We start from the raw sequence: 17451 nt of genomic DNA on the forward strand, positions 1-17451 counted from the left end.
AGTCAGGATCGACTGTCAACTATGGGCTTGATCGATTGCGGCACCACCTTGGCGCCGAAATCGCGTTTCAATGATTGCACCAGCGGATCACCCTCGATCGCCTGTTCGGCGGCCGACTGCGCCATGTCACGCGCATGGGCGGCCCGTGCCGCGGGTGTCTCCACGGCCGCATCCGCGCTGCTGCCGACGAAGCGCAGGCGGATGTGTTCGCCCAGCGCCTGGCCGATCCGCTCCTCCATCTGGCTGACCATCGGCTCGACCGCCAGATGCATGTGCACCGGCTGCAATGCCAGCACCAGGGTTTGCCCGTCGCGTTCACGCAGCACGGCGTTCTGCGCCAGCAAACCCAGCGGGCCGCGCAAGCCCGCCTGGGCAATCAAGGCCTCCCACACCGGCAAGCCGTTGGCATCGCGCGGCACCGGTGCGGACGGCGCGGGTGCCACCGGCGGTGGCGGCGACGACACCGCGGCATTGCGCGGCGGCGATGGAACCGTGGCGGGAGGTACGGGAGTGGCGCGGTGCTCCGTCCGAGCTGGTGCCGGCCTGGGCGCTGGCACGGGTGCCGGAGTGTGGCTGGTCGAACGCTCCGTGCCCGTGGGCGACGCATCCCCCGGCCGGAACGCCAGCATGCGCAACAACGCCATCTCGAAGCCGGTGCGCGCATCCGGCGCCAGCGCCAGATCGCGGCGACCCGAGGTGGCGATCTGGTAATAAAGCTGCACATCTTCCGGCGCCATGCGCTCGGCGAGCGCCGGCAACGCCTGGTCGTCGTCACTGCCCTCTTCCGCCCGGTAACCGGGAATCAGCTGGATCAGCTGCACGCGATGAAGCACGCTGGCCAGATCGTCCAGCACGCTGCCGAAATCCGGCGAATACGAGGCGATCTGCGTGGCTTCGGCCAGGAGACGCTCACCGTCGCCGGCGGCCAGTGCGTCGAGCACGCCCAATACCTGGCCACGCGCCACGCTGCCCAGCATGGTCCGCACGTCGTCGCCACGCAGCGCACCGCCGCCATAGGCGATTGCCTGGTCGAGCAGCGACAGCCCGTCGCGCAACGAGCCATCGGCGGCACGCGCCAGCTCACCGATGGCGGCTTCCTCGTACGTCAGGTTCTCGGCGCCCAGGATATGCCGCATCTGGCCGGAGATCTGATCCGGCAGCAGGCGCTTCAGGTTGAACTTCAGGCAGCGCGACAACACCGTCACCGGCAGTTTCTGCGGGTCGGTGGTGGCGAGCAGGAATTTCACGTGCGGCGGCGGCTCCTCCAGCGTCTTCAGCAACGCGTTGAACGCGTTCTTCGACAGCATGTGCACCTCGTCGACCAGGTACACCTTGAAGCGGCCCCGCGAGGGTGCGTACTGCGCGTTCTCGATCAACTCGCGCACGTCGTCGACGCCGGTGTTGCTGGCCGCATCGATCTCCAGCAGATCCACGAAGCGGCCTTCGTCCACCGCCGTGCACACCGAACACTCGCCACACGGATCGGCCGACTGCCCGCGCTCGCAGTTCAATGATTTGGCGAAGATGCGCGCGATCGTGGTCTTGCCCACGCCCCGCGTGCCGGTGAACAGGTAGGCATGGTGCATGCGTCCGGTATCGAGCGCATTGGTGAGTGCGCGCACCACGTGTTCCTGCCCCACCAGCTCGGAAAATTTACGGGGGCGCCACTTGCGTGCGAGTACCTGATAAGACATGGCAACCAACGTTGGGGCAAAGGTCGATTGTGCCAAGTCGGGCGGGGTAAGTCAGTAAAGGGCTGGGCGCTCGTACGATTGCCCTCTCCCCAACCCTCTCCCGCGAGCGGGGGCTAGCGCGGTGGGCGGGAATCACACTTGCGGGGTCGCCGCTGGCGTGCGGTTACGGGATTGGGGAGTTGCGGGGCCAACAGGCCCTCTCCCCAACCCTCTCCCGCAAGCGGGAGAGGGAGCGAGCGTGCCGTGCGGGAATCGCACTTGCCGGGTCGCGGCCGGTATGAGGCTGCGGCCCAAGGAAAAAATGCGGAGATGAAATGGTGGCGGCCCCGCCAACCACACCCCGGCACCCGAATCATTCGCTACCGTTGCTTCCTTCCGGACCTGGCGGAGTTTGCGAACTATCGTCGCGGGGGGACCGACGGGGCCACCATGGACGCGGGCTTCTGGAGCCCAGCACGCCGGCCGTAGCCGTCGCGCTTTTTTAATTGGCGGAGAGAGCGGGATTCGAACCCGCGATAGGTTTTACCCTATACACACTTTCCAGGCGTGCTCCTTCAACCACTCGGACACCTCTCCGTAAAACTCTTTCGTACCACAACCCACGAGCGGGATTGTTCGACTCATCCTGAGTCTCACCCCTCACTGGCGTTCGGGGCCAGCCTGCGGCTGTCCAAATTTGTTCCAGACAAATTTGTCGAACCCGCGATAGGTTTTACCCTATACACACTTTCCAGGCGTGCTCCTTCAACCACTCGGACACCTCTCCGCAGGGTGAAACCGTCTTTGCAGGCAACGCCGCCCGACAAAGAAGCGGAAGGATAGCCGCTGGCTTGGGGTACAGGCAAGCGAATCGAGAGCGTTTCAGCCGGCGCTGGCGCGCGGCACGGCGGGCGACGCCAGCGCAATGCGCTCGCCCGATATGGCGATGCGGTAGCCGCGCGCCGCGAGTGCGGCACCGTCGGCGGCGCTGCCGTAGTGGTAGAGCATCATCTGCCGACGCAGCGCCTCGGAGTACTCGCGCTCGATGTCGTCGACGCCGGTGTGCGACGGGTTGCCGACCAGGCCGCAATCATGCGCGATCAGCATCGATTCGCCGACCAGTGCGTCGAGCACTTCGGGGATCGGCCGCGTGTCACCGGTGTAGGCAAAGCTGCCGTCCAGCGCCAAACCATACGAGGTACCGGGGACGTGGTGGCGGGTGGCGAAGACGTCGAACCACAGGCCGTCCAGCCAGAAACCGCGCGTGCATGGCACCAGGTGGAACGCCTCCCAGAAATTGACGCCGCCTTCGGCCAGCGCGCCGGGATAATCGGCCACCCGCGTCTGCAGCCACGGCAGCAGCGCGGCATGCGCGAAGACCCGAGTGCGACCGCGCAGGCGCTCGTCGAACCACAGTCGGGTGAACAACCGCTCCATGCCACCCACGTGATCCATGTGCGTGTGGGTGATGAAGATCGCCCGCGGCAAGCTGCCATAGGCGGCCTGGTAGCGGTCCAGCGTATCGGGCCCGCAGTCGATCAACAGCAGCGGCTCGCCGTCGCGCTCCAGCACCACGGCGGAGGAACCCAGTTCCACCGCGTGGGCGGCGCCCACTCCCAGAAAATGCAAATGCCAGTTCATGCCGACATCGTACGACGGTAGCCGCGTAGCAGTGGCTGCCACAGCTCGCGGTCGAAAGCGCTTTCATCCCCCGCCGCCGCACCCAGCTTCAGCAGCGAACGGCGCAGACGTTGCAGGTTGGCCTGTTGCCATGCCGCCTGGGGCACGCGCTTCCGGCCGCGATCGAAATCGATCAGGAACAATGCGTCCCCGCTCACCATCACATTGTGCGCGTTCAGATCCGCATGCCAGATGCCTTCGCGATGAAAGCGCGCCACCAACATACCCACGGCTTCGGCAAGCGCACCATCCAGTTGCCCCGCGGCCAGGCGTTCGGCCAGCGTGTGCGCATCGGCGATACGGCGGGTGATCAGGTCGGCGGTGTAGAACGCCCCCTGGCGGCAGTAGCGCGCGGCGACCGGTGTGGGGCCGGGCAACCCAAGCCGTTCGATCTCGGTAAGCAGATGGAATTCGGCGAAAGGGCGTGTGCGCATGGCGCCGCGCCAGAGGTAGCGATCACCCATCAGTGTGGCGACCAGTCCGCCACGGCGGTAATGGCGCAGCACGCATTCACCCGCCGGCGTATCGATCACCGCGACGCCACCGCGACCGCCGGCTTGCACCCGCAACGCATCGCGCTCACGCCAGTACGTCGGCGCAAACCAGTCGTGCGTGACTTGTGCCGACAGCGCGGCGTCAAAGACAATCGCGCCGCCCGCCTCGTTAAGCGTCTCTTCCTGCATCATCATGCCCGGTGATCCTTCACGATTCTAACCCAGGCCCATGACCCCCACCCCGACGACTCCCGCCTCGATCTGCCTGCTGCGCACCTCCGCCATCGGCGATGTCACCCACGTGGTGCCGCTGGTGCGCACGCTGCAACAGGCGTGGCCGGAGGTGGCGCTGACGTGGGTGGTCGGCAAGCTCGAACGCAAGCTGGTGGGCGACCTTCCCGGCGTAACGTTTGTCACGTTCGACAAGGCCGCCGGCTGGTCGGGCATGCGCGCGGTGCATCAGGCGCTGCGCGGGCAGCGATTCGACGCGTTGCTGCAGATGCAGGTGGCGATGCGTTCCAACCTGTTGAGCCTGGGCATCAAGGCCAAACGCCGCATCGGCTACGACCGTGCACGTGCGCGCGATCTGCATGGCCTGGTGATCAACGAACGCATCCCGGCGCGGCGCGGTGAACACGTGCTGGATGCGATCGGCAGTTTCTGCGAGCCGCTGGGGCTGCAACAACGGCAGGTGCGTTGGGATATCCCGGTGCCTGACGAAGCGCATGCATGGGCCGCCACGCAATTGCCCGGTAACACACCAACCCTGCTGGTAAGCCCTACGTCCAGCCATGCGCTACGCAACTGGCGACCGGAGCGCTACGCCGCCGTGATGGATCACGCCAACGCACGAGGCTGGCGCGTGGCGCTGGTCGGCGGGCCCTCGCCGATCGAGCGCGACATGGCCGACGCGGTGCTGGCAGCCTGCAAACACGCGCCACTCGACCTCACCGGCAAGGACACCTTGAAGCGGTTGATGGCCCTGCTTGGCCGCGCGCACTTGCTGCTGACGCCCGACTCGGGCCCGATGCACATGGCCAACGCGGTCGGCACCAAGGTGCTGGGATTGCACGCCGCCAGCAATCCCGACCGCTCCGGCCCGTATTCCGACCGCCGCTGGTGCGTGAACAAATACGACGAGGCCGCCCGCCAATACCTGGGCAAACCAGCCAGCGAGATCGCCTGGGGAAGCAAGATCGAAAAGCCCGGCGTGATGGATCTGATCACCATCAACGACGCGATCGAACGCTACGAAGCCGCCGCCCACGAGATGGGTTTGCTGTAGGAGCGACTTCAGTCGCGATGCTCTTGCTCTGAGGTCTCGTAGCAAAGGCATCGCGACTGAAGCCGCTCCCACAGGAGCTCGTCATTTCTGGCGGTAATCCTGGTACGACTTTTCCTCGACCAGTTCCGAGCCCAGCTTCTGGTTGATCTCGCGCTTGAACGCGGCGCGTTCGTCGTTGCGGAAATACACCGAACGCGCCAGCTCGATGAAGGCCGCATCGAATGTCTGCGCGCGCTCCATCAGGCGGATGTTGTCCTCGATGTCCCACAGCGCTTCGTTGACCGCCAGCAGGCGCGCGCGCTCATCGCTGATGTCGGTTTGCGACGCGGCGCTGTTGGCCCAGGTGGCGTTGAGCATGTCCAGCTCGTTGCGCACGTTGGCCAGCTTGGCCTCGTCGGTGATGCGGCGCGACTTGATTTCGAGGATGGTGATCTTGTCGATGAGTTCGCCATAGGACACCGGCGTCTGGATCAGGCTCATGGCTGGGGATTCCTTTGGGAAATTGAGGGTTCGGCTTGCTGGTGCCAAACCCGTTGTTCTTATCGCGGAGTGGAAAGCGAAGGCAGCCGACATCCGGCCCGCCTTCAGCCCATCGCAGCGGCCTGCTCCAGCTCCACCCGCAACGTCTTGATCAACTCGCCGCGCGCCACCTCGAACTGATCCTGGCGGCGCAGGTCCTTCACGGTCACCACGCCCTTGGCTAGCTCGTCCTCGCCCAGCACGACCACGAAACGGATACCGGCGCGGTCGGCGTACTTGAATTGCTTGGCCAGCTTGCCGCCCTCCAGCACCACTTCGGTGGCGATGCCGGCGCTGCGCAGCTCGTTGGCCAGAGCCAGATAGGCTGGCAGTTGCGCCGGGTCCATCTGCGTCACCAGCACGTCCACCGTGCTCTGCGCAGTGTTGATCAGCCCAGCGTCGCGCAACTGCCAGTACAGCCGGGTCAGGCCGATCGAGATGCCCACGCCGGGCAGGTGCGACTTGGTGTACTGGCCGGCCAGGTTTTCGTAGCGACCACCCGAGCACACCGAGCCGATCTGCGGGTGATCGTTCAGCGTGGTCTCGTAGACCGTGCCGGTGTAGTAATCCAGGCCGCGCGCGATCGACAGGTTCAGCACGAAGTGCGATTCGGGCACGCCGAAATCGCGGATCATCGCCAGCACTTCCTTCAACTCGGCGCGGCCCTGCTCCATGATTTCCGGGCCGGCACCCAATGCGTCGAGCTTGTCGAAGGCGTCCTGCAGCGAGGTCGAACGCACCTGCACAAAAGCCAGGATCTTCTGCACCACGGCGGCGTCGAGACCGAAAGCCTCGCCCACCAGGGTGTCGCGCACGGCGTCGGCGCCGCGCTTGTCCAGCTTGTCCACTTCACGCAGCACCAGCATCTGCCGCTCGCCGTCGACGATGCCCAGGCTCTCGAAGTAACCGCGCATCAGCTTGCGGTTGTTCAACTGGATGGTGAACGCGCCCACGTTCAATTCGCGGAACACGCTGTAGATCACCGCCGGGATTTCGGCGTCGTAGCGAACCGAGAGCGCGTCCTTGCCGATCACGTCGATGTCGCACTGGTAGAACTCGCGAAAGCGTCCGCGCTGTGCGCGTTCGCCGCGATAGACGCGCTGCATCTGATAACGGCGGAACGGGAAACTCAGCTCGCGCTCATGCTCGGCAACGTAGCGGGCCAACGGCACGGTCAGGTCGAAACGCAGCGCCAACTCGGGCGCGCCCTCCTTGTCCAGCGCGCCGGTCGACTGCACGAAATACACCTGGCGCTCGGTTTCGCCACCGGTCTTGGTCAGCAGCACATCGGAGTGTTCGATGGCCGGCGTTTCCACCGGCAGGAAGCCGAAGCGCTCGTAATTGCGACGGATCACATCGAGCATGCGTTGAAACGCGATCTGGTCGAGCGGCAGCAGCTCGAGCACGCCGGGCATGGTGCGGGCCAAGGTAAGCGCCATGAAAGCCTCTGCTGGCAAGGGAGAAGATACCGTCCCGTGGAGTCCGTGACGGAGCCGCCTAGATTAGCAGAACGCCCTGTCCTCTCGCCGCCGCATCCATCCGGTTGCTGCGCAAAACCTGTTGCCAAGCACCCGCGCGGCGATTAAGATACGCGGCTTCCCACGGGGTGTAGCTCAGCCTGGTAGAGCGCTACGTTCGGGACGTAGAAGTCGCAGGTTCGAATCCTGTCTCCCCGACCAAATTCGATGAAAAAGCCGGCTTTACGCCGGCTTTTTTGTGCCCCGATTTCGCCGCCTGATGCGGCGATGCGTGGAGCTCAGGGCGTCGCGGAATCCGTGTCGTTCACCAGCCGCAATTCCTTGGGCAGGGCGAAGGTGATGTTTTCCGGCTCACCATCCAGCTCGCGCACGGCGCCGGCGCCCCAGGATTGCAGGCGCTCGATCACGTCGAGCACGAGTTTCTCCGGTGCGGATGCGCCGGCGGTGAGGCCGATGCGGTTCACCCCGTCCAGCCAGCTGCGCTCGATGTGCTCGGCGCCGTCGATCAGGAAGGAACGCACGCCACGCTTCTGCGCCAGCTCGCGCAGGCGGTTGGAGTTGGAGCTGTTGACCGAGCCGACCACCAGCATCAGGTCGACCGAGTCGGCCAGCCGGCGCACGGCGTCCTGCCGGTTTTGCGTGGCGTAGCAGATGTCGTCCTTGCGCGGCCCTTCGATGTCGGGGAATTTCTGGCGCAGGGCGTCGATGATCGCCTTGGTGTCGTCCACCGACAGCGTGGTCTGGGTGACATAGGAAAGCTGGTGCGGGTCGCGCGGCGCAAGCTTCGCCACGCACTCCAGCGATTCCACCAGCAGGATCTCGCCTGCGTTGGCGGCGTTCCACTGCCCCATCGTGCCTTCGACTTCCGGATGGCCGGCGTGGCCGATCAACACCACGCTGCGGCCGATGCGGCCCAGCCGCGCCACTTCCATATGCACCTTGGTGACCAGCGGGCAAGTGGCGTCGAACACCTTCAGGTGACGCTGGGCGGCCTCCTCGCGCACGCCCTGCGATACGCCGTGCGCGCTGAAGATCACCGTGGCGCCGTCGGGCACCTCGTGCAGCTCCTCGACGAACACCGCGCCGTCGGCGCGCAGTTTCTCCACCACGTAGCGGTTGTGTACCACCTCGTGCCGCACGTAGATCGGCGGCCCGTAGGATTCCAGCGCACGATCGACGATGGCGATGGCGCGATCGACGCCAGCACAGAAGCCACGGGGGTTGGCGAGCAGGATGTCCAATGAATGTCTCGATGCGTTGAGGTGCACCTGTAGGAGCGACTTCAGTCGCGACATCCGGCTACCCGTCGCGGCTCAAGCCGCTCCTACAAGAACGCCGATTATCGCACGCCGTCCCCAGACTTGCCGCCGAACATGCCGAACACGATCAGCAGCACCGCGCCCACGGTGATGCCGCAATCGGCCACGTTGAACACTGGGTAGTCCCACTGGCGAAAATAGACATGGATGAAGTCGGTCACCTGCGCCGCGTGCAGCCGGTCGATCAGGTTGCCCAGCGCGCCACCCACGATCAGGCCCAGCGGCAGGCCGGTGCGCCAGTCGCGTCGCGGTGTGCGCGCCAGCCACACCAGCAGCACCGCGCAAATGACCAGCGCCAGCACCACGAAAAACCAGCGTTGCCAGCCGCTGCCATCGGCCAGAAAGTTGAAAGCGGCGCCACGGTTGAAGGCCAGCGTCCAGTTGAGGAACCCGGGAATCACCGGATGCGGCACACCCATCGGCTGCAGCGCGTGCAGCGCCCACCATTTGCTGAGCTGGTCGAGCGCGATGACGATGGCGGAGAGCCACAGCCACGGGAGTGCGTTGGGTTTTGTCATGGGTGGCTCGTGTGTGGGTTAGTGGAGAGCGCCGCGGAGCGAGGCCCCCATCCGGCCTGTCGACCACCTTCCCCCGCAGGCGGGGGAAGGAAGCTTGCTACTTCGCGAGGTCCGACCACTCCCTTCCCCCGCCTGCGGGGGAAGGTGCCCGAAGGGCGGAAGGGGGCGCCCCGAGATCAGAACCAGCGCCGATCCTCCCCCGGCCCTTCGACGTTGCTGACACAGCGCCCGCACAACTCCGGATGCTCCGCATGGCTGCCGACGTCATCGCGGCGATGCCAGCAGCGCACGCACTTGGCGGCGTCGCTGACGCTGGCCGAGACCCAGGCCTCGGCGCCTTCCAGATCGACCTTCACGGCATCCTCCGGCCGCGGCAGCAACGGCGCCACGTGCAGGTCGGAAACGATGAAGAAGAAGCGCAGTTCGTCGGCGGTGTCGGCCAGGCGCGCCTGCGTGGCGTCATCCGCATGGATCACCAGCTTCGCCTCCAGCGCGGCGCCAATGCGCTCGGCCTTGCGCATGCCTTCCAGCACGCGCGAGGCGGTATCGCGGATCGCCAGCAACTCGGCCCAATAGCGGCGCTGCGCGGGCGAATCCTGGGTGGCGACCAGGCCGTCGTACCAGGTTTCGAACAGCACGCTGTCGCCGCGTTCACCGGGCAACTGCTGCCAGATTTCCTCGGCAGTGAACGCCAGCACTGGCGCCAGCCAACGCACCAGCGCCTCGGCAATGCGGTACATCGCGCTCTGCGCGCTGCGCCGGCCGCGGCTGTCGGTCGGCATGGTGTAGAGCCGGTCCTTGGTGATGTCCAGGTACAGCGCACCGAGCTCGTTGGTGCAGAAGTTCTGGATGCGCGCCACCACTTCGGGGAAGTCGTAACGCTCATACGCCGCCAGCACCGCCTGTTGCACGTCGTATGCCTGCTGCACGGCCCACTGGTCGAGCAGCAGGCTGTCTTCGACCGGCAGCAGGTGCACGGCGGGATCGAAACCGTCGAGGTTGCCGAGCAGGAATTTGGCGGTGTTGCGGATGCGGCGGTAGGTGTCGGAGACGCGCTTCAGGATCTCGTCCGAAACGGTCATCTCGTTGCGGTAATCGGCCGAGGCCACCCACAGGCGCAATACGTCGGCGCCCAGCGTGTCCATCACCTTCTGCGGCGCCACCACGTTGCCCAGCGACTTGGACATCTTGCGGCCGTTGGCGTCCACCGCGAAACCGTGGGTCAGCACATCCTGGTACGGCGCGCGGCCGAAGATCGCCGACGAGGTCAGCAGGGACGACTGAAACCAGCCGCGATGCTGGTCGGAGCCTTCCAGGTACATCACCTTGTAATGCGAGGCAGTGCCCTGCTGCAGTTCCGGGCGCTGGCCGATCACGGCGAAATGGGTGACGCCGGAATCGAACCACACGTCCAGCACGTCGGTGACTTTCTCGTAGTTGGCCGCGTCGTCGCCCAGCAGTTCGGCCGGGTCCAGCGTGAACCAGGCATCGACGCCGCCCTGCTCGACTTTCTTCGCCACCTGCTCCAGCAACGCCACCGAATCGGGATGCGGTTCCTGCGTGGCCTTGTGCACGAACAGCGCGATCGGCACGCCCCAGGTACGCTGGCGCGAGATGCACCAGTCCGGGCGGCCGGCGACCATGCCGGCGATGCGCTCCTCACCCCAGCCCGGCACCCAGCGCACGGACTTGATCGCGGTGAGCGCGGTCTCGCGCAGCTTCGCCTGCTCCATCGAGATGAACCACTGCGGCGTGGTGCGATAGATCACCGGCGTCTTGTGGCGCCAGCAGTTCGGGTAGCTATGCTCGATCTTCGCGAACGCCAGCAGCACGCCGCGCTGGCGCAGCAGGTCGACGAGGGCGTCGTTGGCTTTCCAGATGTGCATGCCGCCCAGCTCGAGGCCATCGGCGGCCGGCGTATCGGCACGGTAGGTGCCGCGCGGCTCGATGTAGTTGAGCAACTCGATGCCGTATTCGCGGGCCACCACGAAATCCTCGACGCCGTGATCGGGCGAGGTGTGCACGGCGCCGGTACCGTCTTCGGCGCTGACGTGATCGCCGAGGATCACGGGGACTTCGCGCGGGTAGAAGGGATGGTGGAGTTTCTGGCCTTCGAGCGCCTTGCCTTCGGCGTGGCCCAGCACGATCGCCTGTTCCAGCCCGTAACGCTGCGTCACCTTTTCAACCAGCGCGGACGCGACCACCAGCAGCACGCGCTTGCCACCGCGCTGCGGCCCTTCAATCAACGCATATTCCAGCTCCGCACCCAGCGAAACCGCCTGGCTTTCCGGCAGCGTCCAGGGCGTGGTGGTCCAGATCGGGATGGCCACGATGGCGTCGCCCGCGTCCACGCCGAATGGCGCCGCCAGCGCCTTGGCGTCGACGGCGTCGTAGGCCACGTCGACGGCGGGCGAGACCTTGTCGCCGTATTCGATTTCCGCCTCGGCCAGCGCCGAGGCGCAGTCGAAGCACCAGTACACCGGCTTGGCGCCGCGCAGCACATGCCCGTTGGAGACGATGCGCGCCAGCGCGCGCAGCATGTCGGCCTCGTAACTGAATTCCATCGTGCGGTACGGGTGCGACCAGTCACCCAGCACGCCCAGGCGCTTGAAATCGGCGCGCTGGGTGTCGACCTGTTCCGCAGCGTATTCGCGGCATTTCTGCCGGAACGCGGCGGCGTCGAGCTTCACCCCGGGCTTGCCGAATTTCTTCTCCACCGCGATCTCGATCGGCAGGCCGTGGCAATCCCAGCCAGGCACGTACGGCGCGCGATGGCCGGAGAGCAGCTTCGACTTGACCGTGATGTCCTTCAGGATCTTGTTGACGGCGTGGCCGATGTGGATCGCGCCGTTGGCGTACGGCGGGCCGTCGTGCAACACGAACACCTTGTCGCGGTTGGCGGTTAGCTGCTGGATCTGCGCATAGCGATCGACCTGTTCCCACTCCGCCAGCCAGCCCGGCTCGCGCTTGGGCAGGTCGCCGCGCATCGGGAACGCCGTCTGCGGCAGGTTGATGGTGCTCTTGTAATCGTGGGTCATTGCGGGGTTGCCATGGCTAGCGGTTGCCGCCCGCCTTGGGCGGGCAAAGGGTTCAACGTTAATGGATTACGCGGCGTGCGGGAATCCGTGGCGAGGTTTCACGGGGCACTCAATCGTGGGTTCATGCCCAGCAGCTCGCGCGCCCGGCAGGCGTCCAGATGCATCTGCGCCTTGAGCGGTTCGAGCCCGTCGAATTTCTGTTCGTCGCGCAGCTTGGCGACAAACTCCACCGCCATGCGCTGGCCGTAGAGGTCGCCCTCGAAATCAAAAAGATGCACTTCCAGCAGCGGCTGGCTCACCTCGTTCACCGTGGGCCGCACACCCAGGCTGGCCACGCCCGGCCAACTGCATTCGCCTTCGCCCAGGCCCACACGCACGGCAAAGATGCCCTGCACCGGGCTGACCCGCTGCTGCAGGTGGATATTGGCGGTGGGGTAGCCCAGCGTGCGGCCCAGCTGGTTGCCGTATTCCACCTTGCCGTCGATCACGAATGGACGGCCAAGCAACGGCTCGGCGCCGGTGAACTCGCCCGCGGCCAGCAGCGCGCGCACGCGGCTGGCGGAGACCCGCGCACCGTGCAGTTGCACCGCCGGCATGGTGCAGGCGGCAAAACCCAGCTCGCGCCCCATGCGCTCCAGCAGCGGCACATCGCCGCCGCGCTTGTGCCCGAAGCGGAAATCACCGCCCACCCACACCTCGCGCGTGGCCAGCCGGTCGCACAACACGCGGCGCACGAAATCCTCGGCGGGCATCGCGGTCAGCGCGCGGTTGAAGCGCAGCAACAGGGCCTGCTCCATGCCCGCGGCGGCAAAGCCCTTGATCTTCTCGCGCACGCTGGACAACCGCGGCACCGGTTCAGGCGAGAAAAACGTGCGCGGCAACGGCTCGAAACTCACCACCGCCGGCGTGCAACCGAGCGCCCGGGCGCGCTCGCGCACTTTGGCCAACAACGTCTGGTGCCCGCGATGGAGGCCGTCGAAGGCGCCCACGGCAACCACACTGCCGTGTGGCGCCAGGCAAGGGCCCGCGACATCCCTGGAAAGTCTCATCATGGCGCCAGTATAACGGGCGCACCCGCCGCGATTGAGCGCAAGCGCCGCGTCGACGCCATCACGCGCCGCGCAGATCGCGCAGGCGGAAGCCGGTGGCGAACAGCATGCCGACATACGTCAGGCTGCCGCCGCAAACCAGCAGCGCCAGATGCCACAAGCGGTCCACCACGGATACGCCGACCGTCCAGTCCGGCCACACCCAGCGCCCCAGCAACAGCACGGCCACCATCGCCGTACATGCCACCGCCAGCCGCAGCAGGTGGCGCGCCCAGCCGGGCTGGCGCTGATACACGCCGGCGCGCTTCAGCCAATGCCACAACAGCCACAGGTTGACGTACGCCGCCACCGCGCTGGCCATGCCCAGCGCCATGTGCAGGCCGGGCAGCCGCGCCAGGCCATCCAGCAAGGACAGCTGCTTCAGCGCGGGCGGCGCCCACCACTCGAACAGCAGCAGCAGGAACACCACGTTCAACACCATGTTGGTCAGCAACGATGCCACCGCCGCGCGTACCGGCGTGCGGGTGTCCTGGCGCGAATAGAACGCCGGCAGCAACACCTTCACCAGCGCGAACGCCGGCAGGCCGAAGCTCAGCGCGGTGATCGACAAGGTCGCCATATGCGTGTCGTGCGCGGTCCAGTGGCCGTGCTGGAACAGCGTGGCCACCAGTGGCCCAGCCAGCAGCAGCAGCGCGAACATCGCCGGCACCGCAATCAGCAAGGTGATGCGCAGGCCCCAGTCCAGCGCCCGCGAAAAACCCGCGGTGTCGGTGGTGACGTGATGGCGCGACAGCGACGGCAGGATCACCGTGCCCAGCGCCACGCCAAACACGCCCAGTGGCAGTTCCAGGAACCGATCAGCCTGCGACAGCCAGCTCTGCGAGCCGGCGATCAGCAGCGAAGCGATCACCGTATCGAACAGCAGGTTGATCTGCGCCACCGACGAGCCGAACAGCGTGGGCACCATCAGCCGCATGATCTTGCGCACCTCGGGATGGCTCCAGCCCCAGCGCGGCAAGGTCAGCAGATCCAGCCCGCGCAACGCCGGCAACTGGAACAGCAACTGCAGGATGCCGGCGGCCAGGATCGCCCAGCCCATCGCCATGATCGGCGTATCCAGCCGCCGCGACAGCCACAGCGCGCCGCCGATCATGCACAGGTTGAGGATCACTGGCGTCAACGCCGGCAAGGCGAAACGATGGAAACTGTTGAGCGCGCCACCGGAAAGCGCGGTCAGCGACACGAACAGCAGGAACGGAAACGTCAGCCGCAGCAGATCGACGGTCAACTCGAATTTGCGCGGCTCGTCGATCGCGCCGGGCGAAAACAGCACGGTGACCTGCGGCGCGAAGAAAATGCCCAGCGCCGTGATCAGCAGCAACACGCCGCCGAGCGTGCCCGACACCCGCGACATCAGGTTCTTCAGCTCCGCATGCGTGCCCTTCTCCTTCACCTCGGTGAACACCGGCACGAAGGCGGTGGAGAACGAACCCTCGGCAAACAGCCGGCGCATGAAATTGGGGATGCGAAACGCCACCCAGAACGCGTCGGTGGCCCCGTTGGCGCCGAAGGCCGCGTTGATCGACATGTCGCGCACCAGCCCGAGCACCCGCGAGATCATCGTCATGCTGCTGAACGAGAGCAGCCCGCGGAACATGCTGGGAGACTTCATGCGCCTGATATCGCCTTGTGCTGAGCGGAGGGAGGCGCCCGGGCCAGCCGGGCGCGGCGCGTAGTTTGACAGCGGCCGGCGCCAAGTTGACAGCCCGGCGCGGGCAGAATCCGGGCATCCTGGCGGCAAGGCCATGGCCGGGGCTCGACGATGGCCCGGCCATGGCCTGCATTCAATTGACGCACGGCCGAATCACCCGCATAATTGGCGTCTTTTTCCAACCCCAACACTGCATTCCGGAGTTCTACCTTGGCCAACATCAAGTCCGCGAAGAAGCGCGCGCGCCAGTCCGAACAGCGCCGCCTGCGCAACATCAGCGCACGTTCCATGGTCCGCACCGCCCTGAAAAAGGTCGTCAAGGCCATCGAGGCCAAGGACAAGGCAGCCGCCGTTGCCGCCTTCACCGTCGCCCAGCCGGTGATGGATCGTTACGCCGCGCGCGGCCTGATCCACAAGAACAAGGCCGCCCGTCACAAGAGCCGCCTCAACGCGAAGATCCGCGAACTGGCGTAAGCCAGCCACCGCGATCCGGGTTGGCAATGGCGGGGAAATCCCCCCGCCATTGAAACGATAAAGCCGGCGCGAGCCGGCTTTATTCATGGGCCAGTTTTATTCATGGCCTGAAGCGGAGCCGGCGCGCGCCGGCTTTTCGCGTTTACGATGGGACCTCAGCCCTGCGGCTCTTCCCCGCGCAGCCGCACGTCGCCGGCCAGCATGTCGGTGCGGCCCTGGTGCTCCTCGCGCTGCGCGTCGAAGAACTGCTGCACCTGCTGGCACACCGCCAACGTATTCTCGCGCGTCGCCGCCGACACCAGGAACCACGGCTGCGTCCAGCCCAGCCGCTGCACGATATCGGCAGCCACCGCATCACGCTCGTCCGGCGCCAGCATGTCGGCCTTGTTCAGCACCAGCCAGCGCGGGCGCTCCAGCAACTCGGGATTGAACTTGGCCAGCTCGTTCTCGATGGCGCGCACCTGCGCCACCACATCGGTGTCGTCGATGGGCGCGATGTCGACCAGGTGCAGCAGCAGCGACGTCCGCGCCACGTGGCGCAGGAACTGGATGCCCAGGCCGGCACCGTCGGCGGCGCCCTCGATCAGGCCGGGAATGTCGGCGATCACGAAACTCTGGTCGGTACCGAGGCTGACCACGCCCAGGTTGGGATGCAGCGTGGTAAACGGGTAATCCGCCACCCGCGGCGTGGCCGCCGACACGGCCCGGATGAAGGTGGACTTGCCCGCATTGGGAAAGCCCAGCAGGCCCACGTCCGCCAGCAGGCGCAGCTCCAGCTTCAGTTCGCGCGCGTCGCCCGGCGTGCCCGGCGTGGCCTTGCGCGGCGCCCGGTTCACCGAACTCTTGAAGTGGATATTGCCCAGGCCGCCCTTGCCGCCCTGCGCCACCAGCATGCGCTGGCCGTGGCTGGTCAGGTCACCGATCACCTCGTCGGTATCGACATTGGTGACCATGGTGCCGACCGGCACGCGGATGACCGTGTCTTCCCCGCCCTTGCCGTACATCTGGCTGCCCATGCCGTTCTCGCCGCGCTTGGCCTTGAAGCTGCGCTGGTGGCGAAAATCGACCAGCGTGTTCAGACCTTCATCCGCCACCAGCCACACCGAGCCGCCATAGCCACCGTCACCGCCATCGGGCCCGCCGAACGGGATGAATTTCTCGCGGCGGAAACTGATGCAGCCATTGCCGCCATTGCCCGCCTGGACCGTGATGTTTGCTTCGTCGACGAATTTCATTGAGGGGCCGGGATTGGGGATTTGGGATTGGGGATGACCAGACATTCGTCTGTTGAAAATCGACTCGAAAGAGCTTGCTATCACCGACATGGTACGGGACGCGGGGTGATTCGGCTTTTACAAATCCCGAATCCCAAATCCCGTCGCAAAAACGAAAAACCCCGCCGAAGCGGGGCCTTCGCTACCGCGTCGCGGGAGGCTTACGCCTGCACGACGTCGACGAAACGGCGGTTCTTGTCGCCGCGCACCTTGAACTGCACGGTGCCATCGACCAGCGCGAACAGCGTGTGGTCGCGGCCCAGGCCGACGCCCACACCCGGGTGGAACTGGGTGCCGCGCTGACGCACGATGATGTTGCCGGCTTCGATGGCCTGGCCGCCGTAGATCTTCACGCCCAGGTATTTCGGGTTCGAATCGCGACCGTTGCGGCTGGAACCTACGCCTTTTTTATGTGCCATGACTCAATGCTCCAGTTGCTCAGGCGTTGATGCCCGTGATCTCGATTTCGGTGAAGTGCTGACGGTGACCCTGCTGCCGCTTGTAGTGCTTGCGGCGGCGGAATTTGATGATGCGGATCTTGTCGGCGCGGCCGTGCTTGCGGACGGTGGCGCTGACGGTGGCGCCTTCCACGACCGGCGCACCGACGGTGACCGACTCGCCGGAACCGACCAGCAACACCTGGTCGAAGCTCACGGTGGCGCCTTCTTCGGCGGTCAACAGCTCCACGCGCAGGACATCGCCCTGCTGAACGCGGTACTGCTTGCCGCCAGTCTTGATGACTGCGTAACTCATGGGAATGCCCTTCTGTCGTTATTCTCTTGGGTATCGCCATGACCCCTTCAGGTCTGGCGAACTGCGGATTATAGCGACCCGCCGCCGCGCTGGTCAATTACTGACCACAGGCCGGACGATCCCGCCGCTGCCCACAAAAAAAGACCATCTGAACGCCTTGGTATAGTAATCGGCTCCCCCATATTC

The 17451-nt window shown here is 65.8% G+C and carries 15 protein-coding genes, 2 tRNA genes and 1 other RNA gene; 3 read left to right on the forward strand and 15 right to left on the reverse strand.

The window, feature by feature from the left end; translation table 11 throughout:
- Positions 1–2: 2 nt before the first annotated feature.
- The 5 genes from dnaX to ASD68_RS06535 all read right to left on the reverse strand — a co-directional run bounded on the left by dnaX (position 3) and on the right by ASD68_RS06535 (position 4042).
- Positions 3–1694 carry a DNA polymerase III subunit gamma/tau gene (gene dnaX, locus ASD68_RS06520; protein WP_056604684.1) on the reverse strand — a complete coding sequence of 564 codons (1692 nt, stop codon included), beginning with the start codon at positions 1692–1694 and terminating at the stop codon, positions 3–5.
- A gap of 324 nt (positions 1695–2018) precedes the next feature.
- Positions 2019–2115, reverse strand: an RNA gene (ffs, locus tag ASD68_RS16570) — signal recognition particle sRNA small type.
- Positions 2116–2180: 65 nt separating this feature from the next.
- A tRNA-Ser gene (locus tag ASD68_RS06525) sits at positions 2181–2270 on the reverse strand.
- Positions 2271–2555: 285 nt separating this feature from the next.
- Entirely contained in the window at positions 2556–3314 is a 759-nt protein-coding gene (locus ASD68_RS06530) for an MBL fold metallo-hydrolase (protein ID WP_056604686.1), read from the reverse strand.
- On the reverse strand, positions 3311–4042 hold the full coding sequence (locus tag ASD68_RS06535) for a 3-deoxy-D-manno-octulosonic acid kinase (protein ID WP_056604689.1): 732 nt from the start codon (positions 4040–4042) through the stop codon (positions 3311–3313). The genes ASD68_RS06530 and ASD68_RS06535 overlap by 4 nt, the downstream gene beginning before the upstream one ends.
- Positions 4043–4076: 34 nt before the next feature.
- On the opposite strand from ASD68_RS06535, the gene ASD68_RS06540 reads away from it, so the two are divergent.
- Positions 4077–5132: a glycosyltransferase family 9 protein gene (locus ASD68_RS06540; RefSeq protein ID WP_056604692.1), complete on the forward strand. Its 1056-nt coding sequence runs from the start codon at positions 4077–4079 to the stop codon at positions 5130–5132.
- An 81-nt stretch (positions 5133–5213) separates the two neighbouring features.
- Here ASD68_RS06540 and ASD68_RS06545 read toward each other — a convergent pair whose 3' ends face one another.
- A complete protein-coding gene (locus ASD68_RS06545; protein ID WP_056080301.1) occupies positions 5214–5612 on the reverse strand; it encodes a DUF6165 family protein in 399 nt (132 codons plus the stop codon).
- Between the two features lie 104 nt (positions 5613–5716).
- Positions 5717–7090, reverse strand: coding sequence for a histidine--tRNA ligase (gene hisS, locus ASD68_RS06550; protein ID WP_056604695.1), 1374 nt, complete (start codon positions 7088–7090; stop codon positions 5717–5719).
- A gap of 163 nt (positions 7091–7253) precedes the next feature.
- On the opposite strand from hisS, the gene ASD68_RS06555 reads away from it, so the two are divergent.
- Positions 7254–7330 (forward strand) — tRNA-Pro (locus ASD68_RS06555).
- 77 nt (positions 7331–7407) lie between these two features.
- Here ASD68_RS06555 and ispH read toward each other — a convergent pair.
- The 5 genes from ispH to murJ all read right to left on the reverse strand — a co-directional run bounded on the left by ispH (position 7408) and on the right by murJ (position 14725).
- A complete protein-coding gene (gene ispH / locus ASD68_RS06560) occupies positions 7408–8370 on the reverse strand; it encodes a 4-hydroxy-3-methylbut-2-enyl diphosphate reductase (RefSeq protein WP_056604698.1) in 963 nt (320 codons plus the stop codon).
- 98 nt (positions 8371–8468) lie between these two features.
- Entirely contained in the window at positions 8469–8966 is a 498-nt protein-coding gene (lspA, locus tag ASD68_RS06565) for a signal peptidase II (protein WP_056080307.1), read from the reverse strand.
- A gap of 176 nt (positions 8967–9142) precedes the next feature.
- Entirely contained in the window at positions 9143–12004 is a 2862-nt protein-coding gene (ileS, locus tag ASD68_RS06570; protein ID WP_056604702.1) for an isoleucine--tRNA ligase, read from the reverse strand.
- Between the two features lie 98 nt (positions 12005–12102).
- Positions 12103–13053, reverse strand: coding sequence for a bifunctional riboflavin kinase/FAD synthetase (locus ASD68_RS06575; protein WP_235578650.1), 951 nt, complete (start codon positions 13051–13053; stop codon positions 12103–12105).
- Positions 13054–13114: 61 nt separating this feature from the next.
- Entirely contained in the window at positions 13115–14725 is a 1611-nt protein-coding gene (gene murJ / locus ASD68_RS06580) for a murein biosynthesis integral membrane protein MurJ (RefSeq protein ID WP_056604708.1), read from the reverse strand.
- Between the two features lie 249 nt (positions 14726–14974).
- Here murJ and rpsT point away from each other — a divergent pair, with 249 nt between their 5' ends.
- Positions 14975–15238: a 30S ribosomal protein S20 gene (gene rpsT, locus ASD68_RS06585; protein ID WP_007081762.1), complete on the forward strand. Its 264-nt coding sequence runs from the start codon at positions 14975–14977 to the stop codon at positions 15236–15238.
- Positions 15239–15393: 155 nt separating this feature from the next.
- Here rpsT and cgtA read toward each other — a convergent pair whose 3' ends face one another.
- The 3 genes from cgtA to rplU all read right to left on the reverse strand — a co-directional run bounded on the left by cgtA (position 15394) and on the right by rplU (position 17265).
- On the reverse strand, positions 15394–16473 hold the full coding sequence (gene cgtA, locus ASD68_RS06590) for an Obg family GTPase CgtA (RefSeq protein WP_056080319.1): 1080 nt from the start codon (positions 16471–16473) through the stop codon (positions 15394–15396).
- Between the two features lie 200 nt (positions 16474–16673).
- Positions 16674–16931 (reverse strand): 50S ribosomal protein L27, encoded by a 258-nt coding sequence (rpmA, locus tag ASD68_RS06595; RefSeq protein WP_056080323.1) that lies wholly within the window; start codon positions 16929–16931, stop codon positions 16674–16676.
- Between the two features lie 19 nt (positions 16932–16950).
- The gene (rplU, locus tag ASD68_RS06600) at positions 16951–17265 is read right to left on the reverse strand and encodes a 50S ribosomal protein L21 (protein WP_056384909.1); all 315 of its coding nucleotides are present in this window, start codon (positions 17263–17265) and stop codon (positions 16951–16953) included.
- Positions 17266–17451: the final 186 nt, after the last annotated feature.

This window comes from Rhodanobacter sp. Root627, assembly GCF_001427835.1.
Lineage (GTDB): Bacteria > Pseudomonadota > Gammaproteobacteria > Xanthomonadales > Rhodanobacteraceae > Rhodanobacter > Rhodanobacter ginsenosidimutans.

Bases quoted from the DNA above. Each gene is read 5' to 3' on its own strand.
- dnaX (WP_056604684.1), bottom strand. From the start codon at position 1,694: ATGTCTTATCAGGTACTCGCACGCAAGTGGCGCCCCCGTAAATTTTCC.
- cgtA (WP_056080319.1), bottom strand. From the start codon at position 16,473: ATGAAATTCGTCGACGAAGCAAACATCACGGTCCAGGCGGGCAATGGC.
- lspA (WP_056080307.1), bottom strand. From the start codon at position 8,966: ATGACAAAACCCAACGCACTCCCGTGGCTGTGGCTCTCCGCCATCGTC.
- ASD68_RS06535 (WP_056604689.1), bottom strand. From the start codon at position 4,042: ATGATGATGCAGGAAGAGACGCTTAACGAGGCGGGCGGCGCGATTGTC.
- ASD68_RS06575 (WP_235578650.1), bottom strand. From the start codon at position 13,053: ATGAGACTTTCCAGGGATGTCGCGGGCCCTTGCCTGGCGCCACACGGC.
- rpmA (WP_056080323.1), bottom strand. From the start codon at position 16,931: ATGGCACATAAAAAAGGCGTAGGTTCCAGCCGCAACGGTCGCGATTCG.
- ASD68_RS06540 (WP_056604692.1), top strand. From the start codon at position 4,077: ATGACCCCCACCCCGACGACTCCCGCCTCGATCTGCCTGCTGCGCACC.
- ASD68_RS06545 (WP_056080301.1), bottom strand. From the start codon at position 5,612: ATGAGCCTGATCCAGACGCCGGTGTCCTATGGCGAACTCATCGACAAG.
- rplU (WP_056384909.1), bottom strand. From the start codon at position 17,265: ATGAGTTACGCAGTCATCAAGACTGGCGGCAAGCAGTACCGCGTTCAG.
- hisS (WP_056604695.1), bottom strand. From the start codon at position 7,090: ATGGCGCTTACCTTGGCCCGCACCATGCCCGGCGTGCTCGAGCTGCTG.
- ASD68_RS06530 (WP_056604686.1), bottom strand. From the start codon at position 3,314: ATGAACTGGCATTTGCATTTTCTGGGAGTGGGCGCCGCCCACGCGGTG.
- murJ (WP_056604708.1), bottom strand. From the start codon at position 14,725: ATGAAGTCTCCCAGCATGTTCCGCGGGCTGCTCTCGTTCAGCAGCATG.
- ileS (WP_056604702.1), bottom strand. From the start codon at position 12,004: ATGACCCACGATTACAAGAGCACCATCAACCTGCCGCAGACGGCGTTC.